At 61.7% G+C, this 18,007-nt stretch carries 20 protein-coding genes; 7 read left to right on the forward strand and 13 right to left on the reverse strand.

Annotated elements, in window-relative coordinates:
• Positions 1–190 precede the first annotated feature (190 nt).
• A complete protein-coding gene (locus tag LQT98_RS11855) occupies positions 191–826 on the forward strand; it encodes a pyrimidine 5'-nucleotidase (protein ID WP_048408684.1) in 636 nt (211 codons plus the stop codon).
• A gap of 52 nt (positions 827–878) precedes the next feature.
• Here the strand turns inward: LQT98_RS11855 and LQT98_RS11860 are convergent, their stop codons facing one another.
• From LQT98_RS11860 to LQT98_RS11875, 4 genes are all read right to left on the reverse strand, one after another.
• Positions 879–1,943, reverse strand: a complete 1,065-nt coding sequence (locus LQT98_RS11860; RefSeq protein WP_107798018.1) for an ABC transporter substrate-binding protein — start codon at positions 1,941–1,943, stop codon at positions 879–881.
• A gap of 87 nt (positions 1,944–2,030) precedes the next feature.
• Positions 2,031–2,825 carry an ABC transporter permease gene (locus tag LQT98_RS11865; RefSeq protein WP_231462509.1) on the reverse strand — a complete coding sequence of 265 codons (795 nt, stop codon included), beginning with the start codon at positions 2,823–2,825 and terminating at the stop codon, positions 2,031–2,033.
• Positions 2,818–3,711 (reverse strand): ABC transporter permease, encoded by an 894-nt coding sequence (locus LQT98_RS11870; protein WP_197081389.1) that lies wholly within the window; start codon positions 3,709–3,711, stop codon positions 2,818–2,820. Before LQT98_RS11870 ends, LQT98_RS11865 begins: the two co-directional genes overlap by 8 nt.
• A gap of 6 nt (positions 3,712–3,717) precedes the next feature.
• Positions 3,718–4,803 carry an ABC transporter ATP-binding protein gene (locus tag LQT98_RS11875; protein WP_231462510.1) on the reverse strand — a complete coding sequence of 362 codons (1,086 nt, stop codon included), beginning with the start codon at positions 4,801–4,803 and terminating at the stop codon, positions 3,718–3,720.
• Positions 4,804–4,863: 60 nt separating this feature from the next.
• On the opposite strand from LQT98_RS11875, the gene LQT98_RS11880 reads away from it, so the two are divergent.
• A complete protein-coding gene (locus LQT98_RS11880; protein ID WP_156183751.1) occupies positions 4,864–5,022 on the forward strand; it encodes a hypothetical protein in 159 nt (52 codons plus the stop codon).
• Positions 5,023–5,077: 55 nt separating this feature from the next.
• Here LQT98_RS11880 and LQT98_RS11885 read toward each other — a convergent pair whose 3' ends face one another.
• Together LQT98_RS11885 and LQT98_RS11890 are read right to left on the reverse strand one after the other, a co-directional pair.
• Entirely contained in the window at positions 5,078–6,133 is a 1,056-nt protein-coding gene (locus tag LQT98_RS11885) for a PLP-dependent cysteine synthase family protein (RefSeq protein ID WP_048408680.1), read from the reverse strand.
• 101 nt (positions 6,134–6,234) lie between these two features.
• Positions 6,235–6,855: an OmpW/AlkL family protein gene (locus tag LQT98_RS11890; RefSeq protein ID WP_048408679.1), complete on the reverse strand. Its 621-nt coding sequence runs from the start codon at positions 6,853–6,855 to the stop codon at positions 6,235–6,237.
• A 151-nt stretch (positions 6,856–7,006) separates the two neighbouring features.
• On the opposite strand from LQT98_RS11890, the gene ubiD reads away from it, so the two are divergent.
• From ubiD to LQT98_RS11905, 3 genes are all read left to right on the forward strand, one after another.
• Entirely contained in the window at positions 7,007–8,482 is a 1,476-nt protein-coding gene (ubiD, locus tag LQT98_RS11895; protein ID WP_231462512.1) for a 4-hydroxy-3-polyprenylbenzoate decarboxylase, read from the forward strand.
• A 366-nt stretch (positions 8,483–8,848) separates the two neighbouring features.
• Positions 8,849–9,184, forward strand: a complete 336-nt coding sequence (locus LQT98_RS11900) for a hypothetical protein (protein WP_227106680.1) — start codon at positions 8,849–8,851, stop codon at positions 9,182–9,184.
• Complete coding sequence (locus LQT98_RS11905) at positions 9,129–9,725, forward strand: hypothetical protein (protein WP_231462515.1); 597 nt, start codon at positions 9,129–9,131, stop codon at positions 9,723–9,725. Before LQT98_RS11900 ends, LQT98_RS11905 begins: the two co-directional genes overlap by 56 nt.
• A gap of 87 nt (positions 9,726–9,812) precedes the next feature.
• Here LQT98_RS11905 and LQT98_RS11910 read toward each other — a convergent pair whose 3' ends face one another.
• The gene (locus tag LQT98_RS11910; RefSeq protein WP_156183750.1) at positions 9,813–10,076 is read right to left on the reverse strand and encodes a hypothetical protein; all 264 of its coding nucleotides are present in this window, start codon (positions 10,074–10,076) and stop codon (positions 9,813–9,815) included.
• A 47-nt stretch (positions 10,077–10,123) separates the two neighbouring features.
• Complete coding sequence (locus LQT98_RS11915; protein WP_231462516.1) at positions 10,124–11,824, reverse strand: M30 family metallopeptidase; 1,701 nt, start codon at positions 11,822–11,824, stop codon at positions 10,124–10,126.
• A 228-nt stretch (positions 11,825–12,052) separates the two neighbouring features.
• Between LQT98_RS11915 and LQT98_RS11920 the strand changes: the two genes are divergently transcribed.
• Positions 12,053–12,409 (forward strand): 50S ribosome-binding protein YggL, encoded by a 357-nt coding sequence (locus LQT98_RS11920; protein WP_231462517.1) that lies wholly within the window; start codon positions 12,053–12,055, stop codon positions 12,407–12,409.
• An 83-nt stretch (positions 12,410–12,492) separates the two neighbouring features.
• Here LQT98_RS11920 and LQT98_RS11925 read toward each other — a convergent pair whose 3' ends face one another.
• The 5 genes from LQT98_RS11925 to LQT98_RS11945 all read right to left on the reverse strand — a co-directional run bounded on the left by LQT98_RS11925 (position 12,493) and on the right by LQT98_RS11945 (position 16,501).
• A complete protein-coding gene (locus LQT98_RS11925) occupies positions 12,493–13,092 on the reverse strand; it encodes a YdcF family protein (protein ID WP_048408674.1) in 600 nt (199 codons plus the stop codon).
• Between the two features lie 79 nt (positions 13,093–13,171).
• A complete protein-coding gene (locus LQT98_RS11930) occupies positions 13,172–13,411 on the reverse strand; it encodes a DUF2164 domain-containing protein (RefSeq protein ID WP_231462518.1) in 240 nt (79 codons plus the stop codon).
• A gap of 77 nt (positions 13,412–13,488) precedes the next feature.
• On the reverse strand, positions 13,489–13,851 hold the full coding sequence (locus LQT98_RS11935; protein WP_231462519.1) for a hypothetical protein: 363 nt from the start codon (positions 13,849–13,851) through the stop codon (positions 13,489–13,491).
• Between the two features lie 148 nt (positions 13,852–13,999).
• Positions 14,000–15,403: an aspartate ammonia-lyase gene (gene aspA / locus LQT98_RS11940; protein WP_231462520.1), complete on the reverse strand. Its 1,404-nt coding sequence runs from the start codon at positions 15,401–15,403 to the stop codon at positions 14,000–14,002.
• Between the two features lie 186 nt (positions 15,404–15,589).
• A complete protein-coding gene (locus LQT98_RS11945; protein ID WP_231462521.1) occupies positions 15,590–16,501 on the reverse strand; it encodes a LysR family transcriptional regulator in 912 nt (303 codons plus the stop codon).
• Between the two features lie 134 nt (positions 16,502–16,635).
• Here LQT98_RS11945 and LQT98_RS11950 point away from each other — a divergent pair, with 134 nt between their 5' ends.
• Positions 16,636–17,787: a GGDEF domain-containing protein gene (locus tag LQT98_RS11950; protein WP_048408709.1), complete on the forward strand. Its 1,152-nt coding sequence runs from the start codon at positions 16,636–16,638 to the stop codon at positions 17,785–17,787.
• The last annotated feature ends 220 nt before the right edge of the window (positions 17,788–18,007 follow it).

Raw genomic sequence — 18,007 nt, forward strand, 5'->3', positions numbered from 1 at the left:
CCACACCCGTCAACACCTTTCTTGAAAGTTTTTTGAGAAAAGCCGCCACCCGGCGGCTATCTACATGATTTATATTGAATCATCCGTTTCAACAAAGTTAAGCCCCCCGCTTGCTTCGAATCGGGACTGTCGCTTCCGGCGTGAAAATCCGATAATTCCCCTCCTCGTCCGCCCTTCAAGAAGCACGATCATGCGCAACAGAAACTGGATTTTCGACCTGGACGACACGCTGCACCACGCCAGCGGCGGCATCTTCGCCCACATCAGCCATGCGATGTCCGCTTATATGATGAAACATCTGCAAGTGGACGCGGTGGAAGCGCGCTTGCTGCGGGAGCGCTACTGGGCGCAATACGGCGCCACCATGCATGGCCTGGTCACGCACCACAATATCGATCCACACGACTTCTTATTGGAAACTCATAAGCTGGACGAATTGGAGCAATGGCTGTTCGCCGAGCACAATCTGGCGGAGTCGCTGCGCGCGCTGCCGGGCCGCAAGGTGATTTTCTCCAATGGGCCGCATCACTATGTGACGGGCATTCTGCAACGCCTGGCGATTGAACGGCATTTCCACTCCATCTATGGCGTCGAGCAATTGGACTATGTGCCCAAGCCGCACATCAGCGCTTTCCGCAAAGTTCTGGCGCAAGAGCGGCTGGACCCGCGGCACTGCATCATGGTGGAGGACTCGCTACCCAATCTGTTGACGGCGAAGAAGCTGGGCATGAAAACGATCTGGGTCAGCAAACAGGTGCGGCGTCCTGCTCACGTGGACATCCGTGTCGCGTCCATCGGCGAGTTGGCGCGCCGGCGCTGGGACTGAGAGTAAAAAAAGGCCGGAATCCCGGCCTTTTTCTCTATATAGAGTATCGCGCTTACTTCAGCTTGATCTCGGACCACACCTTGTTCAGCTCGCGACGGTCCTTGGCGTTCAAGTCCTTCAACTGTTGCAGGCGCGGCAGTTCGCCTGCGGTCGGGAAGATCGCATGCACCTTGGTCAGTTCCGGTTTGACGAACTTGCCGGCGGCGGCGTTGGGGTTGCCCGAGCCCATCTCGTTGGTCAGACCGGAGGCGTTCTTGCCGTCCAGCATGAAGTTGATGAATTTGTAAGCCAGGTCCTTGCGCGGCGCGTCCTTCAACACCACGAAGTTGTCCAGCGACAGGGTGTTGCCTTCTTTCTGCAAGCCGAAATTGACGCCGAACTTGCGGCCGGCCTTCTTGGCGTCCTGCTGCGCCTGGTACATATCGTTGGAATAGCCCAGCGCGACATAGATGTTGCCTACGGTCAGTTCCTTGATATAGCTCTGGTTGTTGAAAGCGGCCCAGTAAGGCTTGGCCTTCAGGATCACGTCGCGCGCCGCCTTCCAGTCGGCCGGATTGGTGGAGTTGGCCGGCTTGCCCAGATACATCAAGGCGGCGGACACCAGTTCGCGCTGAGAGTCCAGCACGGTGATCTTGCCCTTGAGCTTGGCCAATACGGCCGGATCGAAGATCAGCGCCCAGCTATTGGCCTTGTCCAGCAAGCCCAGCTCTTTCAGCTTGGTTTCGTTGTAGCCCAGCAGCGTGGTGGTGAAGGCGTAGGGGACCGAGTACTGGTTGCCCTTGTCGAAGAAGCTGTTCAGATAGCCGGCGTTCAGGTTCTTGAAGTTGGGCAGCTGTTTTTTGTCCAGCGGCTGCGCCTTGCCCTGCTTGATCAGCGCTTCCACCGCGAAGCCGGTCGGCACCACGATGTCGTAGCCTTTGGCACCGGCGGCCAGCTTGGCCAGCATTTCTTCGTTGTCGCCGTAGAAGTCTTGCACCAGCTTGCACTTGCAGTAAGCCTCGAAGCTCTTGGCGGTGCTTTCCGACAGGTAGTTGTTCCAGTTGTAGAGATGCAGTTCTTCCGCTGCATACGCCTGAGCAGATACGGCCAGTGCAAGCGTCACGAGGACTTTTTTCATTGCGGTTTTCCTTCTATTTGCACGAGTGCATTGCGACTACATGAAAAACCGGCCGGCTCCCTTGTCGCCCGGCCGGGGCCCTACGACTCAGCCATTGGCCCGCAGCGCGCTGGGCGACACGCGCGAGGCGATGACGATCAGCACCAAGGTCAACAGCATCAACAAACTGGACACCGCGTTCACTTCCGGCGTCACCGCGATCTTGATCATGGAGTAGATCTCCAAGGGCAGCATGCTGGCGCCGGCGCCGGCGGTGAAGAAGGTGATCACGAAGTCGTCGATGGACAGGGTGAAGGCCATCAAGGCGCCGGCGATGATGCCCGGCTTGATGATGGGCAGGGTGATCAGGCGGAAGGCCTGGAACGGCGTCGCGCCCAGATCGCGCGCCGCTTCCACCAGGCTGTCGTCCATGCCTTGCATCCGCGCGCGCACCACGATGGCGACGAAGCCGATGCAGAATGCAATGTGGGACAGCAGGATAGTGATCAAGCCCAGTTCCAGGATGCCGATCAACTGGTTGACGATGACGAAGAAGATCACCAGCGACACGCCCATCAGCAACTCCGGAATGGCGATGGGCGTCAGCACCAGGAAGGGCAGCAGGCGCAGCTTGTAGCGGTGCATCGCGATGCCGGCCAGCGTGCCCAGCACGGTGGCGCAGGCGCTGGCGATGATGCCGATGATCAGCGAGTTGGCCGCCGCGCTCAGCATTTTCTCATTGTGGAACAGCTTGTCGTACCACTTGAGGGTGAAGCCCACCCACTCCGCATTGAGCCTGGAATCGTTGAAGGAATACAACACCACGATGATCAGCGGCAGATAGAGGAAGGCGTAGGTCAGCATGGCCGATGCCCACAGCCAACGCGATTGTTTCTTAGCCACGTTTCTTGCCTCCTCTGCCTACCAGCGCGCCCAGCGCCGCGATCAACAACACGCCTCCAGTCAGCATGATGGACAGCACCGAGCCGAACGGCCAATCGCGAGTATCCAGGATCTGCTGCTTGATCAGATTGCCTATCATGATGGAGTCGGTGCCGCCCAGGATGTCCGGAATCGCGAACATGCCGAGCGCCGGAATGAACACCAGCGCCGAGCCGGCGAACACGCCGGGCAAGCTCAGCGGCCAGGTCACGCGCCAGAAGCGCTGCCAGGCGTTGGCGCCCAGGTCCTGCGCCGCGTCCAGCAAGGCCATGTCGTGCTTTTCCAGATTGGCGTACAGCGGCAGCACCATGAAGGGCAGGTGCACATAGACCAGGCCGACGATGACGGCGAACGGGGTGAACAGCAGACGCAGCGGCTCGAAGCCCAGCGAGGTCACCACCACGTTCAGCATCTTGGTGAACGCCGATTGCGGCCCCAGGATGATCATCCAGGCGTAGATGCGGATCAGGAAGTTGGACCAGAATGGCAGGATCACCAGCAGCAGCATCAGGTCGCGATATTTCTTGCCGGAGCGGGCGATCAGCCAGGCCAGCGGGTAGGCCATCAGCAGGCACACCACGGTGGTGGTCGCCGCGTAGCCGGCGGACTTGATGAACAGCTCGATATAGAGCGGCTCTTCCACCAGACGGCGGAAGTTGTCCAGGGTCAGGTCCCAGACCAGCTTGCCTTCCTCGAGGTAATACATCGGCGCGAGGCCGCCGTAATCGCCCGGATTGCGGAAGGCAGCCACCACCATGATCAGCGATGGCACCAGGAAAAACAGGACCAGGTAGACCAGCGGCGGCCACGACAGCGCCCACTTGCCGAATCGATCTCGAATCGCCATGCGCGTTTACTCCGTCAGGAAGCTGCCGGCGTCGAAGCGCCAGGCCAGTTCCACGATGTCGTTGTCGTCAAAGAACTTGGCGACGCCGGGAATGCTGTTGGGCAGCATGGCTTCCACCATCACGCCCTCGCCCACTTCCACCACGTAGAGCGTGACGTCGCCCAGATACAGGCAGTCGTGGACACGGCCCTTGAAGTGAGCCTCGGCCTCGTCCGCCGGCAGGTTCTTGTCCAGCTTGACCTTCTCCGGCCGCAGCGCCAGCCAGCCGGTCTGGCCTTCGCGCACATCGGGCACCGCCAGGCAGCGCACTTCGCCGCAGCCCTTCAGATCCACCAGCATGGTGTCGCCGTCCACGCGCTTGATCTTGCCTTCCAGCACATTGCACTGGCCGAGGAAGTCGGCGACAAAGCGATTCTTGGGCTTGCTGTACAGGGTTTCCGGCGCGTCCAGTTGCTCCACCTGGCCATGGCTCATCACCGCGATGCGGTGGCTGAGCGCCAGTGCCTCCCCCTGATCATGGGTGACATAGACGAAGGTGATGCCGACTTCCTTCTGCAACTTGATCAGTTCCAGCTGCATTTCCTCGCGCAGCTTGGCGTCCAGAGCGGACAGCGGTTCGTCCAGCAGCAGCAGCCGCGGGCGATCGACCAAGGCGCGGGCAATGGCCACGCGCTGACGCTGACCACCGGACATTTCATGCGGATAGCGATTGCCGAACTGGGTCAGGCGCACGTCTTCCAGCAATTCGTCCACCTGGGCGTCGATCTTGGCCTTGTCCCACTTGGCCATCTTCAGCGGGAAGGCGATGTTCTCTCGCACCGTCATGTGCGGGAACAGCGCATAGCTCTGGAACACGGTGTGCACCGGACGCTTTTCCGGCAGCACATGCGACATGTCTTGGCCGTCCAGCAGGATCTGGCCGGCATCGGGCTGTTCGAAACCGGCCAGCATGCGCAGCAAGGTGGTCTTGCCGCAGCCGGACGGGCCCAGCAGGGTGAAGAATTCGCCAGCCTCTACCGACAGGCTGACATTGTTGACCGCCGTATAGTCACCGAAGCGCTTGACGACATTTTTGATTTCAAGGAGAGCCATCTATCTTCCCCGCCCAAGAAAAAGGGCGCCAGTTTAACAAAAAAGATAAAGCTGGGGCCGTTGAAATCCCTTGAAAATTCAAGACCTCAGCGTATTTTTTCCATCAAGCGGACCAAGCGTTTTGCGCTGGCCGGTAAGTTGCTATTTTCTCAACAAAAAACGCTGCGCCGCTCGGCGGTTTTCGATGCGGCGCAACATGGTTCCACTTCAGATAATTGATGCTTTTTGACAACAACTGTCGGCATCTCGCCGTCTACGAGCCGCCAAACCGCGCTTACCACTGCCCTTCATTGAAGAAGCGGCGGTAGCGCTCCACCCAGGGCGAGATATCGAAGCCGTTGGCTTGCAGCCATTCGGGCTTGTAATAGCTGTCCTGGTAGCGGTTGCCGTCATCGCAGATCAGGGTGACGATGGAGCCGCTGCGGCCCTGCTTGCGCATCTGGCTGACCAGCTCGCACACGCCGTAGAAATTGGTGCCAGTGGAGCCGCCGCAACGACGCCCCAGCACTTCTTCCAGGAAGTGGATGGCGGCGTAGCTGGCGACATTGGGCACCCGGATGACTTCGTCGATGACGGTGGGAATGAAGGACGGCTCGACCCGCGGCCGGCCTATGCCTTCCACCCCGGATCCGCCTTCGCAGCGGCAGTCGACGCTGCCGGTGTGGAAGCTGTCGTAGAACACCGAATTTTCCGGGTCCACCACGCAGACCTTGGTCGCCAGCTTCTGGTAACGCACATAACGACCGAAAGTGGCCGAAGTGCCACCGGTGCCGGCGCCGCAAATGATCCAGTCCGGCACCGGATTGGGCTCGTACGCCATTTGGGTGAAAATGGTGTCGGCGATATTATTGTTGCCGCGCCAGTCCGTTGCACGCTCGGCATAGGTGAACTGGTCCATGTAATGGCCGTTCAGTTCCTGCGCCAGGCGTTTGGATTCGTCGTAAATGGTGGCCGGATCGTCGACCAGGTGGCTGCGACCGCCATAGAATTCGATCGCGCGGATTTTTTCCTGCGAAGTGCTCTTGGGCATCACCGCAATGAAAGGCAGGCCCAGCAAACGGGAAAAATAGGCTTCGGACACCGCGGTGCTGCCGCTGGAAGCCTCGATGATGGTACTGCCTTCGCGTATCCAGCCATTGCACAAGCCATACAGAAACAGCGAGCGCGCCAGCCGGTGCTTGAGGCTGCCGGTGGGATGGGTGGATTCGTCCTTGAAATACAACTGGATCTCCGGCACGCCGGGCATCGGCAGCGGGATCAAATGGGTGTCGCTGGAGCGATTGAAATCGGCCTCTATCTTGCGCACCGCCTGGGCAACCCAATCAGTCATCTTGCTTCTCCAGTGTCTGAAAGTTCTCAAGCGGCCATTCTAACGCGACAAGCAAGAAAAAACGCCCCGCAGGGCGTTTTGGGCTCGTAAAGGTTTTACGATCAGAACTTGGTGCCGAAGCCGATGCCGAATACCCACGGGTCGATCTTCAGTTCGCCCAGTTTGGCGCCGCCCAGTTGATCGGCGGTCACGTCGGTCTTGATCCAGATTTTCTTGACATCCAGGTTGACGAACCAGTTCTTGTTGATCGCGTAGTCGGCGCCCAGTTGCAGCGCCGGACCCCAGCTGTTCTTCTTCACGCTCAGGTCGGTTTTGGCAGCGGCTACGCGCAGGCCTTCATTGTAGAAGCGGGTGTAGTTGATGCCGGCGCCCACATAGGGACGGAAAGTCGCGTCCGGCGCGAAGTGGTATTGCAGGGTCAAAGTCGGCGGCAACACCGACACCTTGCCGACGGAACCGAAGGCATTGGTGGTGATTTCGTGGCGGGTAGTGCCCAAAATCAGCTCGGCGCCGATATTGTTGGTGATCATATAGGTGAAGTCGACCTCAGGCGCCCAGCTGTCCTTGGCATCGACCGTCAGGCCCGGCACCGCGCCAGAGTTGCTCCAGCTGGCGGAGGGGTTAACATTGATCACGCGGAAGCGCGCCAGGATATCGCCTTGAGCGGCGAAAGCGCTGGCGGAAACCAGGCCGATCATTGCGGCGAGAGCAAGCTTTTTCATATTGGGTTCTCCTGTCATGTTTGGTCGAATGCAGGCCGGCGGTCTTGCTGCCATCGTTGACTTTGCTTACAGGCAGCAGTAGCGTTCGGCGTCCGGTGGCAGATTATCCAAGCACCAAATATCAAACTTTGCGCCAGATCATGAGACGGTCATGAAATATGCAGATTTACGGGAGTTTGTCTCCCAATTGGAACAACAAGGGCTGTTGAAACGAATTGCGTCCCCGGTCTCCCCTCACCTGGAGATGACCGAGATCGGCGACAGGGTACTGAAAGCCGGCGGCCCGGCGCTGCTGTTCGAACAGCCAGTCAAGGACGGCAAGCGCTTTGATTACCCGGTGCTGGCCAATCTGTTCGGCACCCCGGAGCGGGTGGCGCTGGGCATGGGCGCCGCCGATGTGATGCAGTTGCGCGAGATCGGCAAGACCCTGGCTTACCTGAAGGAGCCGGAGCCGCCCAAGGGCTTGAAAGATGCCTGGGACAAGCTGCCCTTGCTGAAGCAATTGCTGTCGATGGCGCCGAAGGAAGTCAGCAAGGCGCCGTGCCAGCAAATCGTCTGGGAAGGCAATGAGGTTGACCTGGAACGGCTGCCCATCCAGCACTGCTGGCCCGGCGACGTGGCGCCGCTGATCACCTGGGGGCTGACCGTGACCCGCGGCCCCAACAAGAAACGCCAGAACCTCGGCATTTATCGTCAGCAGCTGATTGGCCGCAATCGCGTCATCATGCGCTGGCTGGCCCACCGCGGCGGCGCGCTGGATTACCGCGAATTCTGCCAACAGCATCCCGGCAAACCTTACCCGGTAGCGGTAGTGCTGGGCTGCGACCCGGCCACCATCCTGGGCGCGGTGACGCCGGTGCCGGATACTTTGTCCGAATACCAGTTCGCCGGCCTGCTGCGCGGCAGCCGCACCGAGCTGACGAAATGTCTGGGTTCGGACCTGCAAGTGCCGGCGCGCGCCGAGATCGTGCTGGAAGGCCATATCCACCCCGACGACACCGCGCTGGAAGGCCCTTACGGCGACCATACCGGCTATTACAACGAGCAGGACCGCTTCCCGGTGCTGACCGTGGACCGCGTCACCATGCGCGAAAACGCGATTTACCACAGCACCTACACCGGCAAGCCGCCGGATGAACCGGCGGTGCTGGGCGTGGCGCTGAACGAGGTCTTCGTGCCGATACTGCAAAAGCAGTTTCCGGAAATCGTCGATTTCTACCTGCCGCCGGAAGGCTGCAGCTACCGGATGGCGGTGGTCAGCATCAAGAAGCAATACCCCGGCCACGCCAAGCGGGTGATGATGGGATGCTGGAGTTTCTTGCGCCAGTTCATGTACACCAAGTTCATCGTGGTGGTGGACGACGACGTCAACACCCGGGACTGGAAGGAAGTGATCTGGGCGATCACCACCCGCATGGACCCGGTGCGCGACACCACCTTGATCGAACATACGCCTATAGATTATCTGGACTTCGCCAGCCCGGTGTCCGGCCTGGGCGGCAAAATGGGCCTGGACGCCACCAACAAGATGCCGGGCGAAACCAACCGCGAGTGGGGCGTGCCCATCGTGATGGACCAGGCAGTCAAACAGCGCGTAGACGCGATGTGGCTACAATTAGGGCTGTAAACTCTCCCCCATCCACCCCGGCCTACAAGCACGTCGGGGTGGATCGCGCAATGCCTTCGCCAGCCCCTCCCCACGCAGGGCCTTAGAACCTGCTTACGATCTGCCCGTGTCGACGATACGGCGTTGAAACCGCCTTCGAAGTGCTCATGCACCGCCAATGCATTCCGCTTTCTCAGCCGTTTTCGCTTTAGTTCGCTAGATCGTAAACACGTTCTTAGAACGTCCCCTCAATTGCCCCCGACATCGGATGCTCCTGACAGATAGGGCAGCTGTCTTTTTTGATTAATATATTTATATTTTTGCCTTAACTGAGAAAGCCTCTGCAACGACCTCAAGATGGCGCGCTTGCCGCCACAGGGGAGCAGCATGAAGAGTTGCCCGACAATCCAAGGATTGAAGCTGGATCAAAGCAGCCTACAAGCTCTGGAGCAAATCGAACTCAAGCTGAGAGGCCTCCGACTCGCCGCCAGCCTCACCAGTATTGGTGTGATAAGCAATATCTTTTATCGTAGCAGCCCACTACAAGCGGCCTATAACATCCACGCAACAGACTGGCAACTGTTCGCACAGAGCACTGCGGCTTGGCCGAGGATTATGCAGAAGGCGGTAACACGCATTGCGGAAGAAGAGCACTGGAATCATCAGCATGACCGGAAGCAAGCTCAATTCTGGGAGGCTGTGGCGTATGGCTGCAAACCTTAAAAACACGTGGCCGGCTTGGGCTCTACTGATTGGCAACCTGTTCTGGCTAACGCCAAGCCAAGCACAATCTCCTGCCCAAGAAGATCTAACCTCATTTGCCATACAACGCCTGGCTCAAGCCGTGATCGACTATAGCGCTCAGATCAAATATTGCCGGCAACAAGAGATCGTGTTGCCTCCGGACACCTTCGCCGGATTAGAAATTTCCAGGGATGAGCAGATCGCTGCGCTTGCCTATTTTCGTAATAAAAATGACAGGACATGCCTTGGGCAAGTTGAAGAGGAGTTTTTGCAAGCCACCCTGCTAGCCCGGGAGGCAAAACTACCGGCTTATTCGGCCAAGGACGACCCCGGAGCTGAGCAGATTCTCACCGCGCTGCTATCCCGAACGCTTGCGCTAAAACGAGAGCGACCTTACTTACGTCTCGCGCCAGCACTGCGCCGCCAGTTGGAAGCGCTGCCGGTACTACAACATAACTTTGATCCATTCCAATCCATGCGCAGCCTAGGCTTGTCAAACTCTGACATCGACGATGACTGAAACCATTTGACATACTCGACCACTTTACTACTGAGCCCCTTATTGAAAGCGCCCGGCATCATCAGAGGCCGGGCGCTGTTTGATCGCTCAACGCGGCTCAAGCACTTCCGCCTGCAGCAGCACGGCCTCGCGCCCCAGCAGCGGGTGGACTTTGAACGGCCCGGCCCGATAGCGGATGCGCGAACCGGTCCGCTTCTTCAACGCGGCCACTTCCGTAGCCCCCAGTCCCTTGCCGTCGACAGCGGGCTGGATGACGAAGGTGCCGCCATCCCCCTTTTCCACTCCTAAACGCACCAACGGCGGCGCGCCGACGGCGACCAGGGTGCCCTCCTCCCACGGCGGCAACGACATCGCGCCAACTCCGGCGCAAAGGCCTAGCCACAGCAGCAGCCCGCGCATCATGGCTTGACCAGGATCAGATGGCTGTTGGCCGGCACCGTCACCCGCGCCACGCCGCGCGACAGCGGCAGGCTCTGCTTATAGGTTTCCGCCGTCGCCAACGCGCTCCAGCCGATTTCCTGCGCCTGGAACGGCACCGCCGGCAACAGCAAGCTCTTGCCATTGGGGAAGTACTGGTTGGCCGGCAAGCTCAGCGTTTTGGCCGGGAAGCCATAACCGTTGGCCGGATTGCCCCCCAGCGCCAGCGTGGTGTTGAGGCGCAGCATCAGCTTGCCGTAATCGCCGGCGCCCACCGCGCGCAAACCATCGTTCAAGGCCGCCTCGCCGGTATTGGCGCTGGTCACCCACGGCTTCATCACGCCCGCGCCGAACTGGTGCAGCATCTGCATGCCCGCCGCCAGCGCTTTCGGGTAGCAAGTGTAATTCGATGCCGCCACGCTCCAGCCCTTCAGATTGCAAGCTGGCCGGCGCAGGAAGCTTTCGAAGTCGCCGCCTCGGCGCAGGTCCGGATGGGAGTTGGCATCGCTGCCGCGGCCGCCGGTGAAGGTATCCGCCGACACCAGATAGCCCATGGTCTGGGCCGCCAGCTCGTTTTCCCATACCGTGGGCTGACCGGAACCCGGCGGCTTGCGCAGTATCTTGTTGTAGGCGTAGAGCACGTGCAGATATTCGTGCGCCAGCGTGGACAAGGCCAGGCTGGGGCCGTTGCCCTTCATGCTCCAGTTGCGTCCCGGATCGGCCTGGGCGAAGGTATCCAGGTCCACGAAGGTGGCCAAGGCCTGATTGCTCTTGCCCACCACATCGCGGCACTCTTGGTCGCCGCCGCACATGGCCGGCGCCGCCGACGCCAGCAAGGCATTGGTCCAGCGCACATAGCCGAGCAAGCGGCCGCCACCGGTCTGCGTCGGGTCGTTCAAGCGGCTCAGCACCAGGTGCACGTCCTTGGTGTCGCCGGGCAGAGCCAGCGCGCGCCAGCCCGAATCGATGTCATTGCCCCAGGGCTCGCTGACGACCGAGGCTTCCAAGGGGTAGACGCTATTGGCGAAGCGCTCGGCCAGCGCGTCGGCCTGGTCGCTGCCTACGCTGACGTCCAGCCCATCCTGCGCCCAGACATAGACCTTGCCGCCGCCATTGGGTAAATCCCGCATGGCTTGCAGGCTGGTCGCGCTATCGCTGTCCATATCGTGCCAGACTCGCTTGTCGCCGATTGCGTAGCTGGCCGCCTGCAAGCTGGCCTGCTCCGCCAGCAGCCGGTGCGAACCAGCGCTCCGCAGCGATAAGGCGCCGGAGCGGGCCGCCGCGCCAACCGCGGCCATCACCGCCTGACTTTCCGCTTCCAGTCGTTCCGCGGCGGCGTCCGATCCGCCGCGCAAGCCGGAAGCGGCCAGCTTGGCCTGGCTGGAGGTGTCGCCGGAGCTGACGCGCGACACCACCATCTGCCAGGCGGCGCTCAAGGGATTGCCGCTGATCGATACCGTTTGCGCCAAGGTGCCGGTATTGGTGTACTGGTAGACGGAACCGGACTGCGCGCGGCCGGCCGAGGCCGGCAAGCGGCACACATTGCCCGAGCACGCCAAAGCCGCCACTTCCGCGCCGTCCGCCGCCAGCATCCTGCCCGATGCCGACGCTCCGGCGCCGGAGCCGCCGTTGCCGGCGCTACCGCCGCCGCCGCCGCATGCGCTCAGCAACGCGGACATCATGGATACCGCCAATATTGTTTTTGTGCTTTTCATCCCTGTAGTCATCCATTTCATGTATTGAGAATGAGAAAAAATACTAATTCCATTCCAATGGCAATGACTACGGCAAATAATTACGTTTTTATATGATATTTGTTTAGTTAAAGTGACAGAAACCTGCGTACAGCTGGCGGAGCGCAAAGTCGGCAAGCCTGCTATCATCGCCAGGTCTTTGAATAAGGAGCTGTAATGTCCCTGCGCAATCCCAATTCCCCCCATCGCCTGAGCCGCCTGAAAGCCCGTCAACGCAAGAAAATGCGCGTCGGCGAATTCCGCGAACTGGGTTTCCATTTGATCGCGCTCTTGCATGAAGGCGCGGATTCCGAAGCGCTGCTGGACGCCTGGCTGACCCAGGTGGACGATGCCGGCATCAGCTTCGGCGGCCATTTCGACGGCGCCGGCAAGCTGGAAGGCGTGGCCTTCCCGGTGGGCGAAGTCAAGATCAGCGACGAGCTGCGCCAGCAATTGCTGTCCTGGCTGCAAGCCCGCGCCGAGGTCAAGTCGGTGGAAGGCGGCGAACTGATCGATCTGTGGCATCACCACTGATTCGCCTCCGCTCGACGTGAAAAAACCGGCTTATAGCCGGTTTTTTTTATGCCGCGTCGCAACGCTCCGCCATCCCGGCGAACTCAAGATAGCTTGCGGAACACGCGGTAGCCCAGATAAAGCCAGGTTTCCCTAGCCAGGAAACGGGACCAGCTGGACAGGGTGCGGTAGCGGCTGGACTGGGTTGGCGCCGGATAGGCCACCAGGCCGATGTCGGTGGCCATCAGCACTGAACGACGCATGTGCAGCGGGTCGCTGACCAAGAGGAAGGAGCGGATGCCGAACTGGCTGCTCAATTCGCGCGCGTTCTCCAGGTTCTGCCAGGTGGTGCGCGACTGGTTTTCCGCCAGCATCGCCGTCATCGGCACGCCTTGCTTGGCGGCGAAATCACGGCCGACGTCGGCTTCGGACGGATAGCCCGGTTCCGGCGTGCCGCCGGTGAACACGATCCAGCGCACCTTGCCGGACTTGTACAGTTTGACCGCGTGATTGATGCGCTCGCGGAACACCGGGGACGGGCGCTTGCCCCAGGCCGCCGCGCCCAACACCAGCGCGGCGTCGGCTTGCGGTTCGCTTGCGTTGCTGCCGAAATCGACAATGCTCCAGGCCACATAACTGAAGCCCAGCACCACCAGCAGGATTGCCAGCAGGAAGCCTTTCAACATCAAACGCAAGTAGAGCATGGGTACCGCAAGTGTGAAATGAGAGACTGAACGATTGTACCCGCAAACGGGATGCAAACGGCAAAGAGCAGTGCGGCGCTTACTTCTCCAGCTCCCAGATCGCCGCCTGCAAGGATTCCATGCGCGCGGCCAGCGCCAGTTGCGCGTCGTCCAAGGCCTTGTTGTAGATATCCCGGCCTATCTTGTCGGCGATGAAGTCCAGCAGGAACTGCGCGTCGAACTGCCCCAATTCGATGCCGAACTGCTGCTGCGCGTACTGCTGCAGCTGCGGAGCCAAGGTTTGCAACTGCGCCGGGGTCAACATCGAGAGATTAGCCATGGCATGCCGCCCTGTGCGATTCGAAAGCCGCGATTATGGCGGCTAATCGCCGATGCCGAAAGCGCTTTTTCCCGCCCTCAACACCGACAGGACAACTCCCTGCCCCAGCGCAGCAGACCTTGCCGCCACAGACGCTGGCTTTGCAGCTGCCAGGCCAGCAGAGATTGCAGCGCCTCGCTGCGCCATAGTGGATGCGCGCTCATCGCGTCCAGCAGGATGGAAGCGGCCGCGCTGTCGTCGTAGCACAACGCGATCCAGTCGGCGCCGGCGCGTTGCAGCAGGCGGCGCAGCTTGGCCGGCCACGGCGCCGCGCCGCGCAGCACCGTCGCGCCGTGAAAACAGCCGGAGCGCAGCCACTGCCGCCGGCCGCGCCACTGCTCGCCGCTTAGCGCGTACAGGCCGCGCGGATATTCCAGACCCCACCATAGTGCCGCATTCATAGCGCCCCCTATTGTGCAACGCACAATTTCTTATACGCGCATTGCCTCGCCGTCGCAAGCCTGGGCCGCCGGCCAAAAAAACAGGCCGCGGATAGCGGCCTGATCAAGTTGAAACGCTCACAACGATAAGTCAGACAAGGGAAATCAATTACACGGTCACCCAGCGCGGCCGGGTCAGCTCTTCCGGCTTCAGCAGCAGATCCAGTTGCTCACGGCTCAGCAAGCCTTGCTCCAGCACGATGTCGGCGACGCTGGCGCCGGTGGCGTGCGCCTGGGCCGCCACATTGGTGGCGGCGGCGTAGCCGATGATGGGATTGAGCGCGGTCACCAGGCCGATGGAGTTCTCGACGCTGGCGTGCAGACGTTCTCGGTTGGCGGTGATGCCTTTGACGCAGTTGTCGCTTAGCGTGGCGCAGGCGGCGGCCAGGTGGCCCATGCTGCGGAACAGGCTGTAGGCGATCACCGGCTCGAAGGCGTTCAACTGCAACTGCCCGGCTTCCGCCGCCATGGTGATGGTGACGTCATTGCCTATCACCTCGTAAGCCACCTGGCTCACCACTTCCGGGATCACCGGATTCACCTTGCCCGGCATGATGGAGGAGCCGGCCTGGCGCGGCGGCAGATTGATCTCACCAAAGCCGGCGCGCGGGCCGGAGGACAGCAGGCGCAAATCATTGCAGCTCTTGGACAGCTTGACCGCGATGCGCTTGAGCACGCCGGAGAGCTGCACGAAGGCGCCGCAGTCCTGGGTGGCTTCGATCAGATTCGGCGCGGTCAGCAAGGTATGGCCGCTCAGCTCGGACAGGTGCAGGCAGGCGAGGCGCGCGTAATCCGGATGCGCGGTAATGCCGGTGCCGATGGCGGTGGCGCCCAGGTTGATCTCCAGCATCAGCGCGCTGGCTTCCACCAAGCGCTGTTCGTCTTCCTGCAGCATCACCGCATAGGTTTGAAACTCCTGGCCCAGCGTCATCGGCACCGCGTCCTGTAGCTGGGTGCGGCCCATCTTCAGGTAGTCCTTGAACTCATCCGCCTTGGCGGCGAAGGCTTCACGCAGCTCCGCCATCCGGGTCAGCAACTGGTTGGCGCCCCAGAACGCCGCCAGCCGCAGCGCGGTCGGGTAAACGTCGTTGGTGCTCTGGCACAGATTGACATGTTCATTAGGGTGCAGGTACTGGTACTCGCCCTTGGCGTGCCCCATCAGTTCCAGCGCGCGGTTGGCGATGACCTCATTGGCGTTCATATTGGTGGAGGTACCGGCTCCGCCCTGGATCGCATCCACCACGAACTGCTCATGCCAGCGGCCGGCGCGGATTTCCTCGCAGGCGGCGATGATGGCCTGGGCGATGGGCGCAGGCAGCAAGCCCAGGTCGCGGTTGGCCTGAGCGGCGGCCTGCTTGATACAGGCCAGCGCGCGGATCAAGTCGCCGTAGGCGGAGATGCGCTGGCCGGTGATGGGGAAGTTCTCGACTGCGCGCAAAGTGTGCACGCCCCAGTAAACGTCGGCGGGCACTTCACGATCGCCTAACAGATCATGTTCGATGCGGGTCGTCATGGATACGTCTCCTGATGCGGATGGCGCCACGCCGCGCGTGGCTTGAGGAGCGCACTCTATGCCAGCCCGCCGTGGCTGACCAATTCGAAATGCCGATGGGGTCATGCAGGAAATGCATAACCTTGGCGCCCACGCGACTCAGGCCCCTCCCTGCCGCGCTCCAACACGCGGCAGGCCTGGAGCAGGCTAGCCCACGCGCGGATACTGCCGCGCCAGATAGTCCCAGAACGCCTTCAGCGCCGGCCGCCTGCGCTTCTGGTCCAGATAGAGGCGGATTTCCATTTCCACCTGCCAGCCCTCGTCGCCGGCGGCGGCCAGCAGCCCTTCGAGCAGTTCGCGCCGTACCGAGCTTTCCGGCAGAAACGCCAGGCCATGCCCTTCCAGCACCATATGCTTGAGGCCTTCGGCCATGTCGGTTTCGTAATTGAGCGCCAGCCTGGCCGGCTGCGGCGCCTGCTCCAGGATCACATCGCTCATCAGCCGGAAATAGGCATTGCTGGCATAGCCGAGGAAGGGCAGCGGCCGTTCCATGCTGCCGGGCAGTTGGTGACGCGGCCGGCCATTCTCCGCGATCGAAAACGGCCGCAAGCGTTCCACTCCCAGCCGCAGGCCCAGATAGCGCGGATCGGTCAACTCCACCGGCTGCTTGGGATGGTGGTAACACATCAATAGATCGCTGCCACCCTCGACGAAGGCCAACAAGGCGTCGTGCACATTGCTGGCCTGCAGGCGGCAAGGCAGCGCGCCGTAGCCCTGCTGAACCTGGGACAGCCACTTGGGGAAGAAGGAGAAGGACAGCGTGTGCGGCACCGCGAACTCCAGCGTGCCCGCGGCCAAGGGCTGCAAGCCGCGCAGCAAGGCGCGGGTGGTGTTGAGCTGGGACAGCATGCCCACCGCCTGCTCGCGGAACAGAACGCCGGCCTCGGTCAGCCGGGTGGGATAGGTGGTACGGTCGATCAAGTCCGCGCCCAACCAGCTTTCCAACGATTTGATCCGTCGCGAGAACGCCGGCTGGGTCAGATGGCGCAATTCCGCCGCGCGGGTGAAGCTGCCGGTTTCCGCCAGCACCAGAAAGTCCTCAAGCCACCGCGTTTCCATCGCGCCGCTCCGCCAGGAAGATTCAAGAGCTGCGATAGTACCGCAAGCGCGGCCAAAGCCGTCGACCTTTGACCTGCTTCAAGCCCAAAGTCATAAACCGGGTTAGAATGAAGCAACTATCCGGCTCCACCTGCATGCATATCACACACTTTATCTGGCAGAGGCTGCTGGGCATGGCGCCCGGCGAAATTCAGAGCGGAGACACCCTCTGGCTGCTGAGCCCGCGCCAGCACATGCCGCTGCTGGCGCAGCGGCGCGCGCTGATGCTGCTCAATCGCTGCCGGCTGTTCGCCATCCTGTTTTCGGTGCTGACTCCGGCCTGGGCGGTGATAGACCTGCTGACCCTGCCCTACCCGCTGTCCTTGCAACTGACCGCGCTGCGCCTGCTGGTCACCGCCGCCTTCATCGCGCTGGCACTGTGGCAGCCGATGGATGGCCGCCTGCGCTCGGCTTATCGCGGCATCGCGCTATTGTTCGCCACGCCCACGCTGTTCTACATCGCCTCCCACCTGCTGCTGCGCCGCTACCATCTGGAGGGGCTGTCCGCCGCCATCGGCGCCGGCTACGCCTTCCTGCCCTTCGTGCTGCTGGCCGGGCTGGCCATCTTTCCGTTGACGCTGCTGGAGAGCCTGGCCTTTGCCAGCCCGGTGCTGCTGGGCTTCATCCTGGCCGGCCTGCTGGACCTGAGCGGCGCCAACCTGCCCAGCTTCGGCGGCGAGTTCTGGCTGCTGTCGCTGCTGGCCGGCGTGTCCGCCATCGCCGGTATCAGCCAGTTGGCCTTCATCATCGTGCTGGTTCACCAGGCGATACGCGACCCGCTGACCGGAGTATTCTCGCGCCGCAGCGGCGAGGAAATGCTGGGCTTGCTGCAGATGCAGGCCCAGCGCGCGCGGCAGCCGCTGAGCCTGGCCTTCATCGATCTGGATCACTTCAAGGCGATCAATGATCGCTACGGCCACCTGGCCGGCGACCAGGTTCTGCGCCATTTCGCCGCGCTGATGCTGGCGCGGCTACGCCGCAGCGACATCCTGGTGCGCTGGGGCGGCGAGGAGTTCGTGCTCTTGATGCCCGGCGCCACTCGGGAGCAGGCGGCCCAGGTCATCGCCCGCTTGCGCGAACAAGGCCTGGGCGAGCGGCCGGACGGCAGCGGCCTGAGCGCCAGCGTCGGCGTGGCGGAACTGTGGCGCGATGACTGCGCTGACTGGTGCGCGCTGGTGGACCGCGCCGATGCTCGCATGTACCAGGCCAAGCAAGCCGGCCGTGACCGGGTGGTGTCGACCGGCTGACGCCGGCTTTACCCCGCGGCCGAGTTTGCTTATCGTTGAGCCCTGATGATCCACTCCCTCCCCCTGCCCGCCGCTGGCCGCCGCCCGCTGGCCGTCGCCATCGCGCTCAGCCTGCTCGCCCATGCCGCGTTGTTGCTGAGCCGTCCCGAAACCGGCCCCCCGCCACAGCCCGCGGACTCCGCGCTGCGCGTGCAATTGCGTGCCGCCGAGTCCGCTCCGC

Source organism: Chromobacterium aquaticum (assembly GCF_021129195.1).
Lineage (GTDB): Bacteria > Pseudomonadota > Gammaproteobacteria > Burkholderiales > Chromobacteriaceae > Chromobacterium > Chromobacterium aquaticum.